General features: G+C 61.7%; 18 protein-coding genes. 4 read left to right on the top strand and 14 right to left on the bottom strand.

Features of this window, described 5'->3' with window-relative positions:
* Positions 1-90: 90 nt before the first annotated feature.
* The 11 genes from accD to leuC form a co-directional block, all read right to left on the bottom strand.
* Positions 91-945 (bottom strand): acetyl-CoA carboxylase, carboxyltransferase subunit beta, encoded by an 855-nt coding sequence (accD, locus tag ABEA58_RS01485; protein WP_345548168.1) that lies wholly within the window; start codon positions 943-945, stop codon positions 91-93.
* 160 nt (positions 946-1,105) lie between these two features.
* Positions 1,106-1,921 carry a tryptophan synthase subunit alpha gene (gene trpA, locus ABEA58_RS01480; RefSeq protein ID WP_345548166.1) on the bottom strand — a complete coding sequence of 272 codons (816 nt, stop codon included), beginning with the start codon at positions 1,919-1,921 and terminating at the stop codon, positions 1,106-1,108.
* A 10-nt stretch (positions 1,922-1,931) separates the two neighbouring features.
* Positions 1,932-3,149 carry a tryptophan synthase subunit beta gene (gene trpB, locus ABEA58_RS01475; RefSeq protein WP_345548164.1) on the bottom strand — a complete coding sequence of 406 codons (1,218 nt, stop codon included), beginning with the start codon at positions 3,147-3,149 and terminating at the stop codon, positions 1,932-1,934.
* Positions 3,146-3,823: a phosphoribosylanthranilate isomerase gene (locus ABEA58_RS01470; protein WP_345548162.1), complete on the bottom strand. Its 678-nt coding sequence runs from the start codon at positions 3,821-3,823 to the stop codon at positions 3,146-3,148. The genes trpB and ABEA58_RS01470 overlap by 4 nt, the downstream gene beginning before the upstream one ends.
* Positions 3,824-3,903: 80 nt before the next feature.
* Entirely contained in the window at positions 3,904-4,782 is an 879-nt protein-coding gene (truA, locus tag ABEA58_RS01465) for a tRNA pseudouridine(38-40) synthase TruA (protein WP_345548160.1), read from the bottom strand.
* An 86-nt stretch (positions 4,783-4,868) separates the two neighbouring features.
* Positions 4,869-7,847: a motility hub landmark protein FimV gene (locus ABEA58_RS01460; protein ID WP_345548158.1), complete on the bottom strand. Its 2,979-nt coding sequence runs from the start codon at positions 7,845-7,847 to the stop codon at positions 4,869-4,871.
* Between the two features lie 199 nt (positions 7,848-8,046).
* Positions 8,047-9,042: an Asd/ArgC dimerization domain-containing protein gene (locus ABEA58_RS01455; protein WP_345548156.1), complete on the bottom strand. Its 996-nt coding sequence runs from the start codon at positions 9,040-9,042 to the stop codon at positions 8,047-8,049.
* Between the two features lie 355 nt (positions 9,043-9,397).
* On the bottom strand, positions 9,398-10,513 hold the full coding sequence (asd, locus tag ABEA58_RS01450) for an aspartate-semialdehyde dehydrogenase (RefSeq protein WP_345548154.1): 1,116 nt from the start codon (positions 10,511-10,513) through the stop codon (positions 9,398-9,400).
* Between the two features lie 87 nt (positions 10,514-10,600).
* A complete protein-coding gene (leuB, locus tag ABEA58_RS01445) occupies positions 10,601-11,674 on the bottom strand; it encodes a 3-isopropylmalate dehydrogenase (RefSeq protein ID WP_345548153.1) in 1,074 nt (357 codons plus the stop codon).
* A 484-nt stretch (positions 11,675-12,158) separates the two neighbouring features.
* Positions 12,159-12,806 carry a 3-isopropylmalate dehydratase small subunit gene (gene leuD / locus ABEA58_RS01440; RefSeq protein WP_345548151.1) on the bottom strand — a complete coding sequence of 216 codons (648 nt, stop codon included), beginning with the start codon at positions 12,804-12,806 and terminating at the stop codon, positions 12,159-12,161.
* Complete coding sequence (gene leuC / locus ABEA58_RS01435) at positions 12,803-14,260, bottom strand: 3-isopropylmalate dehydratase large subunit (protein WP_345548149.1); 1,458 nt, start codon at positions 14,258-14,260, stop codon at positions 12,803-12,805. The genes leuD and leuC overlap by 4 nt, the downstream gene beginning before the upstream one ends.
* Before the next feature lie 172 nt (positions 14,261-14,432).
* On the opposite strand from leuC, the gene ABEA58_RS01430 reads away from it, so the two are divergent.
* Positions 14,433-15,332, top strand: coding sequence for a LysR family transcriptional regulator (locus ABEA58_RS01430; protein WP_345548147.1), 900 nt, complete (start codon positions 14,433-14,435; stop codon positions 15,330-15,332).
* 111 nt (positions 15,333-15,443) lie between these two features.
* Positions 15,444-16,181, top strand: coding sequence for a TIGR04219 family outer membrane beta-barrel protein (locus ABEA58_RS01425; RefSeq protein WP_345548145.1), 738 nt, complete (start codon positions 15,444-15,446; stop codon positions 16,179-16,181).
* 201 nt (positions 16,182-16,382) lie between these two features.
* Here ABEA58_RS01425 and aroC read toward each other — a convergent pair whose 3' ends face one another.
* Together aroC and prmB are read right to left on the bottom strand one after the other, a co-directional pair.
* The gene (gene aroC / locus ABEA58_RS01420) at positions 16,383-17,474 is read right to left on the bottom strand and encodes a chorismate synthase (RefSeq protein WP_345548143.1); all 1,092 of its coding nucleotides are present in this window, start codon (positions 17,472-17,474) and stop codon (positions 16,383-16,385) included.
* A 130-nt stretch (positions 17,475-17,604) separates the two neighbouring features.
* Entirely contained in the window at positions 17,605-18,546 is a 942-nt protein-coding gene (gene prmB, locus ABEA58_RS01415; protein WP_345548141.1) for a 50S ribosomal protein L3 N(5)-glutamine methyltransferase, read from the bottom strand.
* Positions 18,547-18,736: 190 nt separating this feature from the next.
* Between prmB and folE the strand changes: the two genes are divergently transcribed.
* Both folE and ABEA58_RS01405 read left to right on the top strand, forming a co-directional pair.
* Entirely contained in the window at positions 18,737-19,276 is a 540-nt protein-coding gene (gene folE / locus ABEA58_RS01410; RefSeq protein WP_345548139.1) for a GTP cyclohydrolase I FolE, read from the top strand.
* A gap of 95 nt (positions 19,277-19,371) precedes the next feature.
* Positions 19,372-19,716, top strand: a complete 345-nt coding sequence (locus ABEA58_RS01405; RefSeq protein ID WP_345548472.1) for a 5-carboxymethyl-2-hydroxymuconate Delta-isomerase — start codon at positions 19,372-19,374, stop codon at positions 19,714-19,716.
* Positions 19,717-19,722: 6 nt separating this feature from the next.
* On the opposite strand, the gene ABEA58_RS01400 is transcribed toward ABEA58_RS01405, so the two are convergent.
* The gene (locus ABEA58_RS01400; protein WP_345548137.1) at positions 19,723-20,598 is read right to left on the bottom strand and encodes an alpha/beta fold hydrolase; all 876 of its coding nucleotides are present in this window, start codon (positions 20,596-20,598) and stop codon (positions 19,723-19,725) included.
* Positions 20,599-20,705 lie beyond the last annotated feature (107 nt).

Raw genomic sequence — 20,705 nt, 5'->3', positions numbered from 1 at the left:
GCCAGCCCACTAAGCCAATCCACTCACCTATCCTCCGCCACAGGAGGCATCAGGTCATCGTTACAGGTCCGGACAGCGGAGCAAAGCCTGTCAGTCGTTCATCAATTTTCCGAGTATCCGCGCCAGTGTCTCGCGCATCTCCGTGCGGGAAATGATCATGTCGATAGCGCCGTGCTCCAGCAAAAACTCGCTGCGCTGGAAGCCCTTGGGCAGCTTCTGGCGAATGGTCTGCTCGATAATATTGGGGCCGGCAAAGCCCGCCCGCGCCCCGGGCTCGGCGGCGTTGATGTCACCCAACAGCGCCAGGGATGCGGAAACACCGCCATAGACAGGGTCTGTCATCACGGAGATATAGGGCACCCCGGCCATTTTCATTTTTTCCAGCACCGCGGAAGTCTTGGCCATCTGCATCAGCGAGATCAGCGCTTCCTGCATGCGCGCGCCACCGGTCGCGGAGAAACAGACCAGAGGAATCCGCTCTTCCAGAGCGCGTTGCGCGGCGCGCGTGAAGCGCTCGCCGACCACATAGCCCATAGAGCCGCCGTGGAAGGCGAATTCGAAAGCCACCGCCACCACAGGCCGGCCCTGCAGGGTACCGCGCATGGCGACCAGGGCGTCTTTCTCGCCGGTGGCCTTCTGGGCCTGGGTGAGGCGGTCCTTGTATTTCTTGACGTCCTTGAACTTGAGGCGGTCCACCGGCACCACGTCGGTAGCCAGCTCCTCGCGGCCCTCTTCATCGAGGAAGATGTCCAGACGCCGACGGGCGCCGATACGCATATGGTGGCCACACTTCGGGCAGACATCCAGGTTGCGCTCCAGCTCCGGGCGATAGAGCATGGCGTCACACTTGACGCACTTTTTCCAGACACCTTCCGGCACCTTGCTGGCGCCTGGGCGACGCTCGGTGCGAATCACTGCGGGAACAATTTTTTCTAACCAGCTCATGTCGTTACCCAATCCCGATCTTCGATTAGCCAAATACCCGCCTGTCGGCGGATGGCGGCAAAGGGGAGAATTAAAACACTAACCGACGCGCTTCACTTGGCCAGTTCAGCCGCTATTTTTGGCTTTCTGGCCAAACTCGACCCGCAGGTCGCAAACTGCTCTAGCGATCCAGCGCACCGCGTATCTCGGCCACCAGTCCGGCCACGCGATCTCTAGCCTCAAGGCCATCATTGGCTTCGCCAACCGCAGAGACCAGCACACTGCCCACCACGGCACCGTCGCCGGCGGCGCTCACCGCACGGGCTGAAGCGCCATCTTTAATGCCAAAGCCGACACAGAGCGGCAGTTCGGTGTGCTTGCGAATGCGCTCCAGGTTTTCCCGCACGGATTCCGGGTCCAGGTTGCCGGCGCCGGTAACCCCCTTGAGGGAGACGTAATAGATAAAACCACTGGCGAGCTCGGTAATCGCGCGAATCCGCTCTTCGCTGGTGGTGGGCGTGAGCAGGAAGATATTGCGCAGGTTGCGCTCGGCCAGCAGACCGCTGAGTTCGCCCGCCTCCTCGGCTGGCAGGTCCACGGTCAGCGCACCGTCCACTCCGGCAGCCTGTGCCGCATCGGCGAAAGCCTCGCCACCCATCCGCTCGATAGGGTTGGCATAGCCCATCAGAATCACCGGCGTCTCGCTATCGTCACGACGGAATTCCGCCACCAGCTCCAGGCAGCGACGCAGCGAGGTCTTGTGGGCCAGCGCGCGCTCGTGGCCCTTCTGGATCACCTGACCCTCGGCCATGGGGTCGGAAAATGGCACCCCCAGCTCGATCAGGTCGGAACCGGAGGACACCAGCTGGTGCATCAGCGGAACTGTGTTTTCAATGCCGCCGTCACCGGCCACGATATAAGTGACCAGCGCCTTGCGCCCCTCGCCGCGCAACTTGGCGAAGCGTCGGTCAATACGGTTTTCTGCTTGTTCGCTCAATCTGTTCCCCTCAGACCTCGATGCCGTCGATGGCGGCTACGGTAAAGATATCCTTGTCGCCGCGCCCGGACAGGTTGACGACGATGTTCTGCTCCGGCTTCATGGTCGCCGCCAGCTTGAGGGCGTAGGCCACCGCGTGGCTCGACTCCAGAGCCGGCAAAATGCCCTCACTGCGGGTGAGGGTGCGGAATGCATCGAGTGCTTCCGAGTCGTTGGCGGACACATACTGGGCGCGGCCAATATCCTTCAGCCAGGCGTGCTCGGGACCAACGCCCGGGTAATCCAGACCAGCGGAAACGGAATGGGTTTCGATGATCTGACCGTCCTCGTCCTCCATCAGGTATGTGCGGTTGCCGTGCAGCACACCCGGGATACCGGCGTTGAGTGGCGCCGCGTGGCGGCCCGTCTCAATGCCGTCCCCACCGGCCTCGACCCCGTACATTTTCACATCCGCATCGTCGAGGAAGGGGTGGAACAGGCCCATGGCATTTGAGCCGCCACCAACACAGGCCACCAGCGCATCCGGCAGCTGACCGAACTGTTCCAGGCTCTGCCTGCGGGCCTCGCGGCCGATCACGGAGTTGAAGTCCCGCACCAGCTGCGGGTAGGGGTGCGGACCGGCCACGGTGCCGATGATGTAAAAAGTGTCGTCCACATTGGTGACCCAGTCCCGCATGGCCTCATTCATGGCGTCCTTAAGGGTCTTGGAGCCGGACTGAACCGGGATCACCTCGGCGCCCAGCAGCTTCATGCGATAGACGTTGGGCGACTGGCGCTTGACGTCCTCCGCGCCCATATACACCGCGCACTCCAGGCCCAGCCGCGCCGCCACGGTGGCAGTGGCCACGCCGTGCTGGCCGGCGCCGGTTTCCGCGATCACGCGGCGCTTGCCGCTGTGCTTCGCCAGCAGGGCCTGGCCGACGGTATTGTTTACCTTGTGGGCGCCGGTGTGGTTGAGGTCCTCGCGCTTCAGCCAGATGCGCGCGCCACCGGCGCGCTCGGTCAGGCGCTCGGCGAGATAAAGCGGTGAGGGCCTGCCCACATAGTGGGCCAGGTCGTAATCAAAAGCGGCCTGGAATTCCGGGTCGTCCTTCAGGCGGAAATACATCTCCTGGAGATGATCCAGCGCATCGATCAACGTCTCGGATACGAAACGGCCGCCGTAGGGACCGAAGTGCCCCCGGCTATCGGGGAATGCGGCAAAATCAACCGGCTTGCGATCGCTCACTTCTCTACTCCTTCACACTTGCCTGCGCCGGCGCTGTCAGCGGCGCCGGTGCTCGTAAATTCTTCCCACTGCTTGGCGGCGCGCACGAAGGCCACCACCCGCTCGGGATCCTTTCTGCCCGGCGCCTTCTCAACGCCACCGCTCACATCCACCGCCTGCGGGCGGGCCACCCGAATCGCTTCAGCCACATTTTGCGCAGAGAGACCGCCGGCAAGAATAATCTGTCGACCACTGTTGCCGGGCACCCGCTGCCAGTCGAAGGGCTCGCCAGTGCCGCCCGGCACACCGGGACGATAGGCGTCGAGCAGAAATCCACGCGCACGCGGATGGGCAGCCATGGCCGCTGCCACATCCATTGCCGGTTTCATCCGCAACGCCTTGATATACGGGCGCTGAAACTGCTCGCAGTAGGCTGCGGTTTCATCGCCGTGAAACTGCAGCAGGTTCAGGGGGACCTGCGCCAGGGTGTCGATCACTTCCCGCGCAGACGCATTGACGAAAAGCCCCACCAATTGCACGAAAGGCGACACGCTGCCGGCAATCTCCAGCGCCTGTGCCGGCCCGACCGCGCGGGGGCTCTTTGCATAAAAAACCAGACCCAGTGCGTCGGCACCGGCGTCCACCGCCATTTCGGCATCCCGGGCACTAGTAATACCGCAGATTTTTACTCGCATTTCTGGATCCGCGCTCGACCGGTGGTTCAGAAAAATGGGGAGAGGCGATACTAGCAGATAGGCGCCGGGCACGAAATGAGTCAGACCGGCAAAGCGCCCAGCGGCAACGGCACAAGCAGTGGCCCCGGGTCAGATTCCGGCAGCTCAAATTCGCCTGGATACTGCACATCCACCAAATAGAGCCCGTAAGGCGGCGCGGTGACCCCGGCAACAGTGCGATCGCGCGCGGCGAGCACCTCGGCAATCCAAGCGGGGGAACGCTCGCCCCGCCCCACAGCCATCAGCGCGCCGGTGATGTTGCGCACCATATGATGCAGAAAGGCATTGGCACTGACCTCCAGCACAATCAGTCGCCCCACCACCGCGATGTCCAGGCGCGTCAGCGTGCGCACCGGGCTTTTGGCCTGACACTGGCTGGCGCGGAAGCTGGTGAAGTCATGACACCCCAGCAGATGCGACGCGCCGGCGCGCATGGCCTGCAGATCCAGCGGGTGCTGGGTCCAGGTAACACCGGCAGTGCAGTGAGCGGAACGGGTCGGCGCGCTGTGGATCAGATAGCGATAGCTGCGCGCAGACGCCGAGAAACGCGCGTGAAACTGCGCCGGCACTTCCCGCGCCCAGTGCACGCGCACTGCATCCGGCAGCTTGGTATTGACGCCCTGCACCCAGGCCCGCTCCGGCCGCTGCGCCCGGGTATCGAAATGCACAACCTGGTTGGTGGCGTGCACGCCGGCATCCGTGCGCCCGGCGCAGACCAGGGTCACCGGCTCTGCTGCGATATTGGACAGGGCCTTTTCCAGCCACGCCTGAACCGTATCCGCCGCGGTTTTCTGCTTTTGAAAACCGTGCAGCCCGGCCCCGCAGTACTCAACACCCAGCGCCACGCGCCGCAGCCCCGCAGGCAGCGACTCACCGGGCGGAACCTCACCATTGGGCTTGTACTGGTATGCACCCTGCATCGGTCGTAATTACTCCTCGTCCACCTGAACAACAAACATAAAAAAACCCCGCACAGGGTGCGAGGTTTTTATTACCGCGAGAGCGCTTACGCCATGCGCTCCAGCATTTCCCGGGCCCGATCGCGGTGCTCGCCCTGCCCCTCCTCAACCACTTCGTTGAGGATATCGCGGGCACCCTCGCTGTCACCCATATCCATATAGGCCTGGGCCAGCTCAAGCTTGGTCCCGACTTCATCGCTGCCCTCGAGCAGGTCCAATTCGGAGTTCAGGTCGCTGCCCAGGTCAAAGCCGAGATCCTCGAAGTCCGTATCATTGCCGGCGGCAGCGGCAGGTGCGCCACTTGCAGAAGGCTGGGTTGCGCTCTGGCCAACACTGATCTCGTCCAGGCTGGCCGCATCAAGGTCAGCGGAACCGAGATCAACGGAATCCAGGTCCACAGATTCCAAGTCGAGCTCGCCACCAAGGTCACCGAAATCCTCGAACCCATCCTCGTCAAAACCGCTGTCGGTGCTTGCCGCTGCCGACTCGGACAAGGCCCCAAGCTCGCTGCCAGTATCAGCGACTGAACTCAGATCCAGGTCGAAATCGAGCCCACCGTCATCCTCCAGTGATTGCGACTCCTCCACTGTCGGTATGCCTGTCTCGCCAGCGGCAGTGTTGGTGTCGATATCAAAATCGAGGTCGAGATCCAGCCCCCCGAAATCATCGGCGGGCTCACTGCCAGCCAGGCTGTCCGCACTGCCGTCACCTTCCAGGTCCAGGCTGTCGAGCCCCAGCTCCGGGGAGACCAGGTCATCAATATTGAAGCTGTCGCTATCGCCATCGTCATGGCCATCAGCCATCGGTTGCTCGATGCCACCACCCAGCTCACCGAAACCACTATCGCCATTCAGCTCGGAATCAAGGTTGAAATCGGTATCCAGGTCGAGGGAGAAATCGTCTTCCAAAGAGCCGCCCAGATCATCCAGCTGCCCGGATTCCAGGGAATCCCCGGACAGGGACTCGCCGGACAGAGAGTCACCCGACAGAGAGTCACTGGACAGGAAATCATCGGGCAGGGAGTCATCGGGCAGAGAGCCGCCGGAGAAGCCCATGGAGGCCGGGGCCTCGAATTCACCCGCGCCGGCAATCGTTTCACGCAGACGCGCTGCGCGATCCGCCGCATGGCCATCATCCACGGCCAGCAGCTGACGATAGTGCTCATCAAACTTGCCGATGTCCTGCTGCTGAGCATAGACCTCCAGCAGCATCAGGCGCGCGTCGACATGCTGCGGGGACTGCTCCAGGCCGGCAATCAGTTTTGCCTCTGCCTCAGCGTGCTGCCCCAGCGACAGGTGAATCTCCGCCTCGGAGACAGGATCGTCGGTACCCACGTCATCCAGTTCGACGAAATCACCCTCTCCAAAGTGATCCTGAAGCTCCTCGTCACTCAGTGCGTCTTCCGTCTCGAAACCCTCGGGGGCATCCCCCAGAGAGCGCTCGGCCAGCATTTCGGCTTCCACCAGACGGATCGCCTCTTCCTCTTCCGCCGCCTTGCGACGACGCACAACGAGGAGGCCGCCAAGGGCAAGCAAAAGGCCGCCAATACCGATACCGATGGGCACGATGTTGTCCAGCGCCCGCTCGATCAGTGTCGGCTCCTTGTCGGCCATCACAACCACTCGGTTGCGCTGGTCGGCGGCGGCATCAACCTCTTCCGGCTCGGCGCTGTCGGCCTGAGACTCAGGTGCACGCTCGCTAGCTTCGGTAGCCGCCAGCGGGTCCACGGACGGCTCCGCGCGGCTCGATGCCTCCTGCACAGCCTGCAGCTCGTCGTTGGACACCTCGACAAGGCGCTCCATGGTATCGATCTGCTCATCGAGCTCGGAGATCCGCTCCCGCAGCTCCTCACTCTCCAGGCGCGACTTGTCCAGTTCCTCTTCCGTCACAGTCAGCTCGCCGGACAGAGCCTCGCTTTCATCAGCGCCGCTGCCAGTGCCAGACAACACGGCCTCGTTGTCACCGGGTGCGGCCAGACTGACACGCCCCTCAACGGAGTCACCACTACTGCTGTCTTCAGACACCGCGCGGGCGTCGAGAGGCGCAGCAGTGGCTTCCGGCGCATTGATACGCCCACGCCAGCTTTCATTCTGGGCCGCCACTTCGGAAATGGCTTCGCTCAGGGTGAGCTCGCGCATCTGGTCGACGTTCGGCAACCGCAGCACGGCACCCTTCTTCAACAGGTTGATATTGCCGTTGATAAACGCTTCCGGATTCAGGCGCTGGATCGCCAGCATGGTCTGCTGGACCGACAGCTCGCGATTATCGCGGTTGCGCAGTGCAATTTCCCACAGGGTCTCATTGGCGGACACCGGACCGTAAACCTGGCTCTGCTCAGCGGCCGCTGATTCTCTGCGCAGCTCAAGCGGTTCCTCTTCCGCCAGCTCCTGACGGGGGGCGGGGTTGGTTGGCCGTTCATCGACAGCGGCTTCTGGCCCCGCCGCCGGCTCGGCCTGCGCGGACTCGGCTTGTTCCTGTGCTTGAAGCGGTTCCGGCTGCGGTGCTGCCACCGCTTCCGCACGCGGCGCGGGCTCAAGGGCGGACTGAGGTGCCACCGCTGGCGCCTGGCGCTGAACCTGCTGGCGCTCGCGCTCGGCCGCTCTCACAGGCTGGCTGGCAGCCGTCTCAGAAAAGGCGGGCAGGTCCATCAACAGGGTGTACTCCCGCAGCAGTCGCCCACTGGGCCAGCGGGTTTCCACCAGGAAGTTCAGGAAGGGTTCGCGAATCGGCGAGCGGCTGCTGACACGGATCACCGGTTCAGCACCCGAGTAATCCACATCGAAGCGCAACTCTGTGAGCAGGTAGGAACGGTCGACACCGGCTCTTTCGAAGTCTTCAGGGCTGGCCAGGCGAACCTTGATCTCGTTCTCACCAAGGTCGCGGATCTGCAACAGACGGATCTCGGCATTGAGTGGCTGGTTGAGGACCGAGTTCAGCTTGGCTTCGCCCAAGCCGAGCGCCAGAGCCGCGTTGCCACCCAGTGCGCTGACCAGACCCACCGCAAGTGCCAGCTTTCGCACACGCATATCTGATTCCCTTTATTGTTAGAATCAACCGGGAATTTCCGAAAAAGACGCGCCTTCAGAAAGCCCCATCACTGTACAGTAAATGTTCAAAGGAACGGTTGCCGCCAAACATACCACCGACAACTGTTTAAATAATCGCCACCCCAAGACCCGATAAAGTTAAGGTTAAACCTTCACTATGGCGGCTAAGTATTAATTATCAGTGGTTTTTTAGCAACAAGTGCACTAACTGGGCACAATTCATTGCCAGATCACGGCGCAAATTATCCGAAGCTGCACAAAAATTGACCTGCCGCGGATTCAACAGACTCTGCCGCAGTCGACCGACAAGGGTTTCATCGCCACCCACCGCCTGTTGCGCCGACGGGCGTTCCGTCATCTTGAGCCGCGCGCCATTGCGCAGCCTGGCGCGCACACTCTCTGCCTCGGTTTCTTCCTTCATCACCACCCGCAGATTGGCCAGCTGGCCGTGAAACACCGAGGCGGTATTGATGGTGGCGTCCAGCGCGACCTGCTCACCGAGCAGGCGGCGCAGGTCATGAATCATTGCCAGTTCAGCCAGATTGTGGCCACTGGCGAGCGGTGCCTCGGCAGAGCTGAGGTGATTGAACGCCAGGCGGTGACCTACGGCCGGGTCAATCTCTGCCTCCTGACCATTGAACATACGTGCGGTCTGGGCCGCCATGGCATCCACGGCGGATTTACCCAGTGCCGATACCGGCTGGTTGAGAACCACCTCCACAGCCTGCAGCTGATCTTGCAGCGGCAGCAGCGCCTCCGCCACCATTGCAGCACCGGTGCCAGGGAGCGCCAGCACCCGCCGCTCGGCTTTAGCGATTTCCGCCGCATTCAGCAGTGGGTGTACGAGAATCACCGACTCGTCGCCGCGGGTATTATCCGCCGCATCGACTACCCAGGCCCCGGCGGCTTCCGCCGCAGCGAGAGCGGCCTGCGCCGCGCTACCGCTTTTCAGCAGTACCACTACCTGCTCTGGTGCGAAGCGAAACTTCTCCAGGGACTCCACCGCAATACTGCGGTTGGCAAAGACCTGCGGGTCCACCTCGGTTTCCTCTTCATCGAGGAGCCGCAACTGGTTCGGGGCGAGGGTTTCACGCTCCTCCAACACCTCCAGCAGAGGCGGGAAGGCGGCATTGTCGACGCCAATGAGGACCAGTTCGCGGTTCACTTCCGACATAAATCTTCACTTCATCAATTAAGGCATGGAAAAGCGTGGCGATTATACAGATCGCCTGTTCTGTGAACAGCCACAGAAGACCCCTGCGGGCATTCAGCGCCAAGGGAGGAGCAAACAAAACAGAGAAAGCGGGGAGAACCGGGGAAAGCTCGGAGCCGGCACTGCACGGGCGCGATCAGGCAGGCGGGCGCAGCCCATATGGCGATACTGGCCGATCACCGCAAGCCGATCACCACAGGCGAGTGCGCGGTCCACTTTTGCTTCCGCGGCCCAACTTAGCGGGTCAGCGGCGCTGAGCGCCGAGTGGAACTAAGAGAATTCGGGCCGCCCCCCGGCGGGGCAGCGGCCCAGGGACTCAGAGTTTCCCCAGCAGAATCATCAACACCCGGCGCAGCGGCTCGGCGGCACCCCACAGGAGCTGGTCACCGACCGTAAAGGCGGTCAGGTATTCAGGCCCCATACTCAGCTTGCGCAGGCGGCCTACCGGAATATCCAGCTTGCCGGTCACGGCGGTGGGCGTGAGCTTTTCCAGGGTGATATCGCGATCGTTCGGCACCACGGAAACCCAGTCATTGGCACTCTCGATCAAGCGCTCAATCTCATCCATGGGTACATCTTTCTTCAACTTCACGGTAAACGCCTGGCTGTGGCAGCGCATGGCGCCGATCCGCACACAGGTGCCATCCACCGGAATCGTCGTGTCAGTGCCGAGAATCTTGTTGGACTCCACCTGCGCCTTCCACTCTTCGCGGCTCTGGCCGGTCTCCATCTGCTTGTCGATCCAGGGCAGCAGGCTGCCCGCCAGCGGCGCGCCAAATTCCGACGTGGGGAAATCGCTGGAGCGCATCTTCTCCGCCACCTTGCGATCGATGTCGAGGATAGCGGACGCCGGGTTGGCCAGCTCATCGGCGACGCCATCGCGGATGGCACCCATCTGCGAGATCAGTTCACGCATATTCTTGGCACCGGCGCCACTGGCGGCCTGATAGGTCATCGCCGAGATCCACTCCACCAACCCGGCCTTGTACAGGCCGCCAAGGGCCATCAGCATCAGGCTCACGGTACAGTTGCCACCGATAAAGTTCTTCACACCGCTATCGATGCCCTTGTCGATCACATCGCGGTTGACCGGGTCCAACACGATGATCGCATCGTCATCCATACGCAGGCTCGAGGCCGCGTCGATCCAGTAACCCTGCCAGCCTTTCTCCCGCAGCTTGGCGAAAACCTCACTGGTGTAATCGCCACCCTGACAGCTGACGATGGCATCCAGCCCGGCGAGGGCCTCCAGGTCATAGGCGTCGCCCAGGGGCGCAACCTCGCGACCAATATCCGGCGCCTTGCCACCGGCGTTGGAAGTGGAGAAGAAAACCGGTTCGGCGATATGGGCAAAATCGCCCTCGGCGAGCATGCGCTCCATCAGCACCGAGCCGACCATGCCACGCCATCCAATAAATCCTACCTTGTTCATCACAGTATCCTGTTCATTCTGTATTCGTTTGCGCCCGGACTGACCGGACCGCGTATGTGTCGAGCGCTGAAAGAAGAAACGGGAATATCAGAAGGCGGCCACCACTGCTGCGCCCATCTCCGCCGTGGAGACTTTTTTGGCACCATCGGTGACGATGTCGGCGGTGCGCAGTCCTTCATCGAGAACCTGGCTGACGGCGCTTTCGATCGCGGAAGCCGCCTCGCCCATATCCAGTGAGTAACGCAGCATCATGGCCGCAGACAAAATAGTGGCCAGCGGATTGGCCACCCCCTGCCCGGCAATATCCGGCGCAGAGCCGTGACAGGGCTCGTACAGGCCGAAACCGCTCTCATTCATGGAAGCGGACGGCAGCATACCGATGGAGCCGGTGAGCATGGCGGCCGCATCGGAGAGGATATCGCCGAACATATTGCCGGTCACCAGTACGTCGAACTGCTTGGGCGCGCGCACCAGCTGCATGGCCGCGTTGTCCACATACATGTGGGACAGCTCCACGTCCGGGTACTCCGGGGCCAGACGATCGAGCACCTCGCGCCACAGCACGGTCACTTCCAGCACATTGGCTTTGTCCACTGAGCATAGTCTGCCATTGCGCTTGCGCGCCGCCTCGAAGGCCGTGCGGGCAATGCGCTCAATCTCAGACTCGCTGTAAACGTAGGTATTGAAGCCCTGCCGCTCGCCGTTTTCCAGTGTGCGAATACCGCGTGGCTCGCCAAAGTAGATACCACCGGTCAGCTCGCGCACGATGAGAATATCGAGACCGGAAACCACCTCCGGCTTCAGGGACGATGCCTCGGCCAGCTGCGGATAGAGGATTGCCGGGCGCAGGTTGGCGTACAGACCCAGCTTGCTGCGGATCTTCAGCAGCCCCCGCTCCGGGCGGATGTCACGCTCCAGTTTGTCCCACTTGGGGCCTCCGACTGCGCCCAGCAGTACAGCGTCGCAGGCGCTCGCCGCCTGCAGCTGGGCATCGGTGAGCGGTTCACCATGCGTATCGATGGAAGCCCCACCAATCAGCCCCTGCTCGAAGCGCAGGCCGAGATTGAATTTCCTGTCGACGGTTTCCAAAACGGCTACCGCCTGCTCAACGATTTCCGGGCCGATACCGTCGCCCGGCAAGATCATGATTTTCTTACTCATATTCTTTCCTTATTGGGAGCTGCTTTTCACTTGGCTCCACTGACGGCACTGCTGCCGGCGACCTGGAACAGGGCACACCGCAACCATATCCCTGCATAATCCCTGCAAACTTGTGAGCGAGGTCCCTCTCGCCGACAGTCCGGCAGCCCGACGGTTATGGGCCACCAGCATCAGCGCCTGCGTATGTAAATTCAGTACAGTTTCAAGGCCGCTTATTTCAAAACGGGGCAATTCAAAACCGGCTAATTCAAAGCTGGCTAATTGAAAGTCGCCTAGCTTAAAGCACATCTCTTGTTAGAAATACGGGCTTAAAACGTGGGCTTATTAAGAGGCGGACCGCAATGACCCGCCGCCTTTTTCGGGCCGGCACCGCCCTGAAGGCGGTGCACAACACCCGGGAAGGCGTATATGGAGTATCCAGCGAAGTCACTTCGCCAGCGGTCCCGAGCGACCGGTTTGTCACCGGAGCCGCTGACTGAAAAAATCACTTCACTGCGTCAAACAGCCACGGCGCCTGCTCACGACGTTTCTCTTCGTACGCGCGAATATCGTCGGCGTCTTCCAGTGTCAGACCGATATCATCGAGACCGTTCAGCAGGCAGTGCTTGCGGAAGGCATCCACTTCGAAATCGATGGTTGCACCGTTCGGCTTGATGATCTGCTGTTTTTCCAGGTCGATGGTCAGCTGGTAGCCCTCCTGCGCGTACATTTCCTCAAACAGCTGATCCACCACTTCCTCGCCAAGGGCGATCGGCAGCAGGCCATTTTTGAAGCTGTTATTAAAGAAAATATCGGCAAAGCTGGGGGCGATGATCGCACGGAAACCAAAGTCTTCCAGCGCCCAGGGGGCGTGCTCACGACTGGAACCACAGCCGAAATTTTTCCGCGCCAGCAGGATAGACGCACCCTGGTAGCGGGGGAAATTCAGCGGAAACTCCGGGTTCAGCGGCCGGTTTGAGCAGTCGGCGCCGGGCAGCCCCTCGTCCAGATAGCGCAGTTCATCGAACAGGTTGGGGCCGAATCCGGAGCGCTTGATCGACTTCAGAAACTGCTTGGGAATAATCAGGTCCGTGTCCACATTGGCGCGGTCCATGGGCGCCGCCAGACCCTTGTGTTGGGTAAAAGCCTTCACGATTGAATCTCCTCTGCGACCGGGGCTGAATCCTGTTGCAACTCCCGCACATCCACAAAGTGGCCGGCAATAGCGGCGGCAGCCGCCATGCTCGGGCTCACCAGATGTGTGCGGCCACCATAGCCCTGGCGGCCTTCAAAGTTGCGGTTGGATGTGGAGGCGCTGTGCTCTCCGGCACCGAGCTTGTCCGCGTTCATCGCCAGACACATGGAGCAGGACGGCTCGCGCCACTCGAAGCCGGCGTCGATAAAGATCTTGTCCAGCCCCTCTTGTTCCGCCAGCGACTTCACAGACTGGGAACCGGGCACGATCAATACCTGCTTGACGTTCTGGGCCTTTTTCCGCCCCTTGGCAACCGCGGCGGCGGCGCGCAGATCCTCGATCCGCGAGTTGGTGCAGGAGCCGATAAAGACGCGATCCACCTTGATATCGGTAATCTTCTGGCCAGCCTCAAGCCCCATGTATTCCAGCGCGCGCTGGAAACCGGCGCGCCTGGTCGGATCGGTTTCCGCCGCCGGGTCCGGCACATTGGCGCTGATCGGCGCAACCATTTCCGGGGAGGTCCCCCAGCTCACCTGCGGCTCGATCTCCTCGGCCCGCAGCTCGACCACCGCATCAAACACGGCGTCGTCATCGGAGTGCAAGCGGCTCCAGGCCTCGACCGCCTTGTCCCACTTGGCACCCTTGGGCGCATAGGGCTTGCCCTTCACATAGTCGAGGGTCACCTGATCCACCGCCACCATACCGGCGCGGGCACCCGCCTCGATGGCCATGTTACACACGGTCATACGGCCTTCCATGGACAGGCTGCGAATCGCTGAACCGCCAAATTCGATGGCGTAACCGGTACCGCCGGCGGTGCCGATCTTGCCGATGATGGCCAGCACCACGTCCTTGGCGGTAACACCCGCACCCAGTTCTCCGTCAACACGCACCAGCATGCTCTTCATTTTCTTCTGGATCAGGCACTGGGTGGCCATCACGTGCTCGACTTCAGAGGTGCCGATACCGTGGGCCAACGCGCCCAGCGCGCCGTGGGTGGAGGTATGAGAATCGCCACAGACGACGGTCATACCCGGCAAGGTGGCGCCGGTCTCGGGACCAATCACGTGCACAATGCCCTGACCCGGCTCATTGATGCCGAACTGGATCACGTCGAAATCGCGGCAGTTCTCGTCCAGAGTCTGCACCTGAATACGGGAGACCTCATCCTGGATACCGGCAACGCCACCAGCGCGCTCGGCGGCCTCAGAGGGCACATTGTGGTCCGGTGTGGCCACGATCGACTCTTTGCGCCACAGCTTGCGCCCGGCAAGGCGCAGACCTTCGAACGCCTGCGGGGAGGTCACCTCATGAATCAGGTGTCGATCGATATAAATCAGTGCAGTGCCGTCTTCACGGCTTTTAACCAGGTGGTCCTGCCAGAGTTTGTCGTAGAGCGTCTGCCCGGCCATGGCCGTTTCTCCTCTTTTTTGGATGCGGGCAGTGTACCGGCAGGGATTGAATAACATCAATTTATATTTATTATAAAGAGCAGTCCGCAGAGGAATAGATTGTCTGGCGCCAATTGCCTGCAGACCGCGCAGCGGCCGCCCTTCAATACAGGACAATACAGGAATACACCCTATGGAAATCCAGTGGCTGAAGGCCTTTCTCAGTATTGCCGAACAGGGCTCGGTTTCCGAGGCGGCGGAACACCTGCACCTGACCCAGCCCGCGGTCAGCAAGCGTCTCGCGGCGCTGGAACAGCAGCTCAGCACGCCGCTGTTCGACCGCATCGGCCGCAAACTGCAGCTCACCGATGCCGGCCGCGCCCTGCTGCCCCGAGCCCGACATATCCTCAATGAAATCAGCGACGCAGAGCGAGAACTGCGCAGCCTCGGCAGCGACGTAAGCGGTAGCCTGCGCATCGCCACCAGCCACCACGTGGGACTGCACCACCTGCCGCCGGTGCTCAAGGATTACAGCAACCGCTATCCGGAGGTGGCGCTGGATATCGATTTCGTCGACTCGGAGCAGGCCTACGAGGCGCTGATGGCGGGGGAGTATGAACTGGCCGTGGTTACCCTGGCACTGAAGGAATACCCGAACCTGGAAGCGCAGGTGATCTGGCCGGACCCCTGTGTGGTGGTGGCGGCACCCGACCACCCGCTGGCGCAGATGGAGACGGTGGACCTGCCGGACCTGGCCCACTACCCGGCCATTCTGCCGGATCTCAACACCTATACCGGCCGGTTGATCAAGCGCGAGTTCGATGCCCAGGGGCTCAAGCTCAGCGCCAAACTGGCCACCAACTTTCTCGAGACCATCAAAATGATGGCTGGCGTGGGGCTGGGATGGAGCGTACTGCCGCGCACACTGGTGGACGAATCCCTGGCGGAATTGCCGGTGACACAGCTGAACGTGGTGCGCAACCTGGGAGTGATCAACCACCGCGCACGCACCCTGAGCAACGCCGCCAGCGCCCTGCAGCAGATGCTGCTGGATACGGCGCGCCACCAGCAGCCCATCAAAACCACTACCTGATCACAAAAATTATCGAATTGACGCGCTATTTATCCCGCCAACGTAAAAACATGAGTAAAATGTCGCGCCACTACAACAAAAAACGGCCAAACCTGAAACGGAGTGAGAATTATGAAAAAAATAACCCTGGCCCTCGCGGTCGCACTCGCCAGCGGCGCCGCCCAAGCGGACACCATTCTCGGTCTTGACGCCAGCGCTGGCGTTTGGATGCCCTCCTACACCGGCGGTATCGGCAAAGACGGCTTCGATATCGAAGCGTTTGAGCCATCGGAAGACAACATCACCTTTCTGCAAGTCGCTCTGGAACACCCGATTCCGCTGGTACCCAACATCATGCTTGCCCGCAGCGACATCAAGACCGATGGCGCAACGGAGCTGGGCGAGGACGTAACCTTCGGCGACATAACCTTCCCAGACGCCACCGTAGTTACCGCTGACCTGGACCTGACCCACACCGATGCCACCTTCTACTACGAAATTCTCGACAACTGGGTCAACCTGGATATTGGCCTGACCGCACGCCAGTATGCCGGCGAACTGAATCTCTCCGGCGAGCTGCAAACGGAAACCATCGAGCTGAACGGCTATCTGCCCATGGTCTACGGCATGGCCCGCTTTGACCTGCCCTTCACCGGCTGGTCGGTAATCGCTCAGGGCAATGGCACCGGTTACAAGGGTGACACCATCACCGACTTCACCGCGAAGGTACGCTGGGACTTCGTTCCGGCACTCGACTTCGCCATTGAAGCCGGCTACCGCGCCATGACCCTGGACCTGCAGGAGCTGGATGAGCTGCAGAGCGACCTCGAAATCAAAGGCCCCTACATCGGCCTCAACCTGCACCTGTAAGCCATCAATCGCTCAAGGTACAGACAGGAAAGGCGGCCATTGGCCGCCTTTCTTTTTAGACTGATTGTCATTCTTGCCGTTTGCGCATCATATTCGGGGATTGCCGTCGGACATCGATGTCCACCCTGCCCCCAACTGTCAGCCAAAACTAACCGGCGCAGGACGAGCCGGGCCAAGACGAGGTAAAAGAAGCTACGGCAATCAGGTGCCGACCGTCACCACCCCGGGCTTCACATCGCCGTTCTGCGCCCGCTGGCGCAACACATGATCCATCAGCACCAGCGCCATCATCGCCTCGGCGATGGGTGTCGCGCGGATACCGACGCAGGGATCGTGGCGCCCCGTGGTCACCACCTCGATGGGGTTGCCGTGGGTATCGATGCTCCGGCCGGGAATACGCAGACTGGAAGTGGGTTTCAGGGCGATATGGGCGATCAGCTCCTGACCGCTGGAAATCCCGCCCAGCACGCCACCGGCGTGATTGGAGAGGAAGCCCGCCGGGGTAATCTCGTCCCGGTGCTCGGTGCCTTTTTGCTCCACGCAGTCAAAACCGGCGCCGATCTCCACACCCTTCACGGCGTTGATACTCATCAGCGCATGGGCCAGGTCCGCATCCAGGCGGTCAAAAATCGGCTCGCCCAGCCCCGCCGGCACCCCGCTGGCATGCACGGAGATGCGCGCGCCGATGGAGTCACCCTCTTTAATCAGCGCCTGCATATAGGCTTCCATCTCCGGCACCTTGTCCACATCGGGACAGAAGAAGGGGTTCTGCTCCACCTGCTCCCAATCCAGTTTTTCCGCTTTGATCGGGCCGAGTTGCGAGAGATAACCGCGCACCTCAATGCCCAGGTGCTCGCGCAGCCACTTCTTGGCGATCGCGCCCGCGGCAACCCGCATCGCCGTCTCGCGGGCCGATGAACGACCGCCGCCGCGATAATCGCGCACGCCGTATTTCTGCCAGTAGGTGTAGTCGGCATGAGCCGGACGCACCTGCTCGGCGATATTGGAGTAATCCTTGGAGCGCTGGTCGGTGTTTTCAATCAGCAGGCCGATGGGAGTACCGGTGGTTTTGCCCTCGAAGACGCCGGACAGGATCTTCACCTCATCGGCCTCGCGGCGCTGGGTGGTGTAGCGCGATGTTCCCGGCTTGCGACGGTCCAGATCCCGCTGCAGATCCTCAGCGGAGATCTCCAGTCCGGGCGGACAGCCGTCGACGATGCAGCCCAGCGCTGGGCCATGGCTCTCGCCAAACGTGGTGACACAGAAAAGCTTGCCAAAGGTGTTGCCCGACATATGCGAGTATCTCCGCCTGCTGGATTTTTATCGTCGAAAGCGGCGCATTATAGAGGATTCACCGCCGGCGCGGCTGCGCCCGGGCGAAAAAGCAAGAACACTGCGCCACGCCCCCCGACCAGGAGAGAAATTACTCCCCAGTGAAGTAGCCTTGGTAGGCGAGCAGCTCCTCGCGGCTGATGACGAAAACCCCGTGACCGCCGTCCGCAAACTCCGGCCACAGGAAGGGCACTTCCGGGAAGGCTGCTTCCAGCGCCTCCCAGCTGTTGCCCACCTCACAGACGAGAATGCCTTCAGGCTGCAGGTGATTGGCCGCCTCACGCAGCAGCTGGCGGGTGAAATCGAGCCCGTCGTCGCCGGACCCCAGGGCGATCTCCGGCTCCGCCCGGTATTCCGCCGGCATCTCGGCCAGATCGCGGGCATCCACATAGGGCGGATTACAGACGATCAGCTCGTAGCTGCAGCCCTCCAGCGCCGAGAACATATCGGACTGCACCGCCCGCACACGCTCGTTCAGCTGGTGGCGGTTGATGTTGATCTGCGCCACTTCCATCGCTCCCGGGGAAATATCGCTCAAGTCCACCCGCGCCTGCGGAAAGGCCTCGGCGCAGGCGATGCCGATACAGCCACTGCCGCAACACAGGTCGAGGATCGCCAGCGGCTCGACGGGCAGCCACGGCTGGAAGTCCTGGCGGATCAGCTCCGCAATCGGCGAGCGCGGCACCAGCACACGACTGTCAACATAGAAAGTCATGTCGCAGAAGTGGGCCTCATGGGTCAGGTAAGCGGCGGGAAGCCGCTCCTCAAGCCGCCGTTTCAGAATCGCCATCACTTGCCGGCGCTCACTCATGGTCAGGCGGGCGCCGAGCACCTCGGGCTTGCTGTCCATGGGCAGATGCAGGCTGTGCATGACCAGCAACAGGGATTCATCCCAGGCGTTATCGGTGCCATGGCCAAACCAGAGTCCGGCCTGATTGAAACGGCTGGCGCCCCAGCGTACAAAATCCAACAGGGTGCAGAGATCACTCAGGTCGTCTGGGCAACCCGGTGCCGTTTCTGGTAAATCGGTCATTGACTCTATCCTTCAAGAGTACGGGGGTTCACCCCCGGTAGGCGCCACGGCGCGTGATCCGCTGACCGTGGCGCAGAGTAAAACGGTCCTGAAGATCCGGCGCCGCGCTGCCGGATCTTTACTCACAAGTGACAAACGCTTAGGGTAGCGCACCCGCCCCTCGGGCCGAGACAGTGGAAAGCAGGACCAGATGAAAGAACAGTACGCACAAATTATTGAAGCAATCGGCGAGGATCTGCAACGCCCGGGGCTGCAAGACACCCCCAGCCGCGCCGCCAAGGCCATGGCCTACCTCACCAAGGGCTATGAGCAGACCGTGGAGAGCGTGGTCAACAATGCGCTGTTCCCGTCCGACTGCAGCGAGATGGTACTGGTCAAGGACATCGAACTCTACTCCCTGTGCGAACACCACCTGCTGCCGTTTATCGGCAAGGCGCACGTGGCCTATATTCCCAACGGCAAAGTGCTGGGGCTGTCCAAGATCGCCCGCATCGTGGATATGTTCGCCCGCCGGCTGCAGATCCAGGAGCAGCTGACCGTTCAGGTTGCCGAGACGATCGAGCGCGTTACCGGCGCCGCCGGTGTCGGCGTGATTATCGAGGCCAAGCACATGTGCATGATGATGCGTGGCGTTGAGAAGCAGAACTCGGTGATGAAAACCTCCGCCATGCTGGGCTCTTTCCGCGATCAGCAGGCCACCCGCACCGAGTTCCTCTCGCTGATCCGCTGAGGTCTAAGCTTGCAGACGGCGGCACAGGATGTGCCGCGCCCCCTCTCGGCCCCTGTTAGCCCCTATTGGCCGCCCTCAAGGAAGGAGTGAAGACCATGCCCCACCTGGTGATCGAATACGCAGAGAAGCTCGAGGAATCGATTTCCATCCCCGCGCTGGTCAGCGCGGCCCAGCAAGCCATGCAAAGCTCCGGGCTTTTCGCCCCCCACACGATCAAAACCCGCGCCACTCCCTATCGTCACTTCGTTGCCGGAGACAAGGGCGGCAGCTTTCTGCACGCGGAGGTGCGTCTGTTTGAGGGGCGCAGCGACCGCGAACGGGAATCCCTGAGTGCCACCGTCTTCAATACCCTGTGCCAGTTCGCCGAGGGTGTTCCCGCTGTCACGGTTGAGGTGCGCGAGGTGGACCCGAGCTGCTATTCAAAACGGCTGCCGTTCTAGGCGGGCCTAGGCCAGTTCGGGTGCCTGCGCACGTAGAAACGGCCCGAACCACTGCGCGATGGCAACAGCGCCCTCCTCCATATGCAGGTGGTGCCCGCCGTGCATTTCCCGCACCTCGAAATTCTCCCGCCCGGCCAGCAGGGGCCGCATCCGCTGAATCATATCCGGTATGCCCTCTTCCGCCAGCACCAGCCGCACCGGCATGGTGACCCGGTCCAGAAAAGCGCGCACCTGGGCCGCGGTGAGCTTGAGCGTGGAAGTGGCCATCAGGCGGGGATCGCTGCTCCAGGTAAGGTGCTGGCCGACATCGCGGGTACCGCGCTGCACCAAGAGCCGCGCAGCGCCATCAGACAGGCTGAACATGCCGTTTTTACGCGCCTCCACCGCCTCTTCAAAAGAGGCAAACTCCCGTGGCTTGCGGTGACCGTAACGGGCGCGCTGGGCGATGGCTCGCGCCAGATTCTCCGGCGCCTCTTCCGCCGTGGCCGGTGGCGGCACCAGGCCGTCGATCAGGGCCAGACGGCTGATACGGTCGGGAAAGGCTCCGGCAGTGAGCATGGCCGCAACCGCGCCGCGGGAGTGGGCCAACAGGGAGAAACGACGCCACCCCAGCGCATGGGTAATACCGATAACATCTTCCACCTCTTCCCAGATGTTGTAGTTGGCATCAACGGAGCGGTGATAGCTGCGCCCGTGTCCCGCCATATCCACGGTCACGAGGTCGAGGCCATCCAGCAAAGGCGCCAGGGGGGCAAAGCTGGCGCAGTTGTCCAGCCAGCCGTGGAGCGCCAGCACCGGCTGGCCCCGCTCAGAGCCATAGCGCCGCGCGGCGATGGTGCGACCGTCAAACTCTAGGGTGATTTCCCGGAATATCTCAGACATGGCAAAACTGCTTGCAGTGTGGAACCACCATGCTGAAGACGCCACGGGCCAGAGACAATGACCGCATAGCTCAGCAGTGGTGTTTTATCGCGGCAGGGAAAAAGGCC

The sequence above is a fragment of the Microbulbifer aestuariivivens genome, from assembly GCF_039545115.1.
Lineage (GTDB): Bacteria > Pseudomonadota > Gammaproteobacteria > Pseudomonadales > Cellvibrionaceae > Microbulbifer > Microbulbifer aestuariivivens.
The sequence above is the reverse complement of the archived record's forward strand: the minus strand, read 5'-3'. Positions and strand labels throughout refer to the sequence as shown.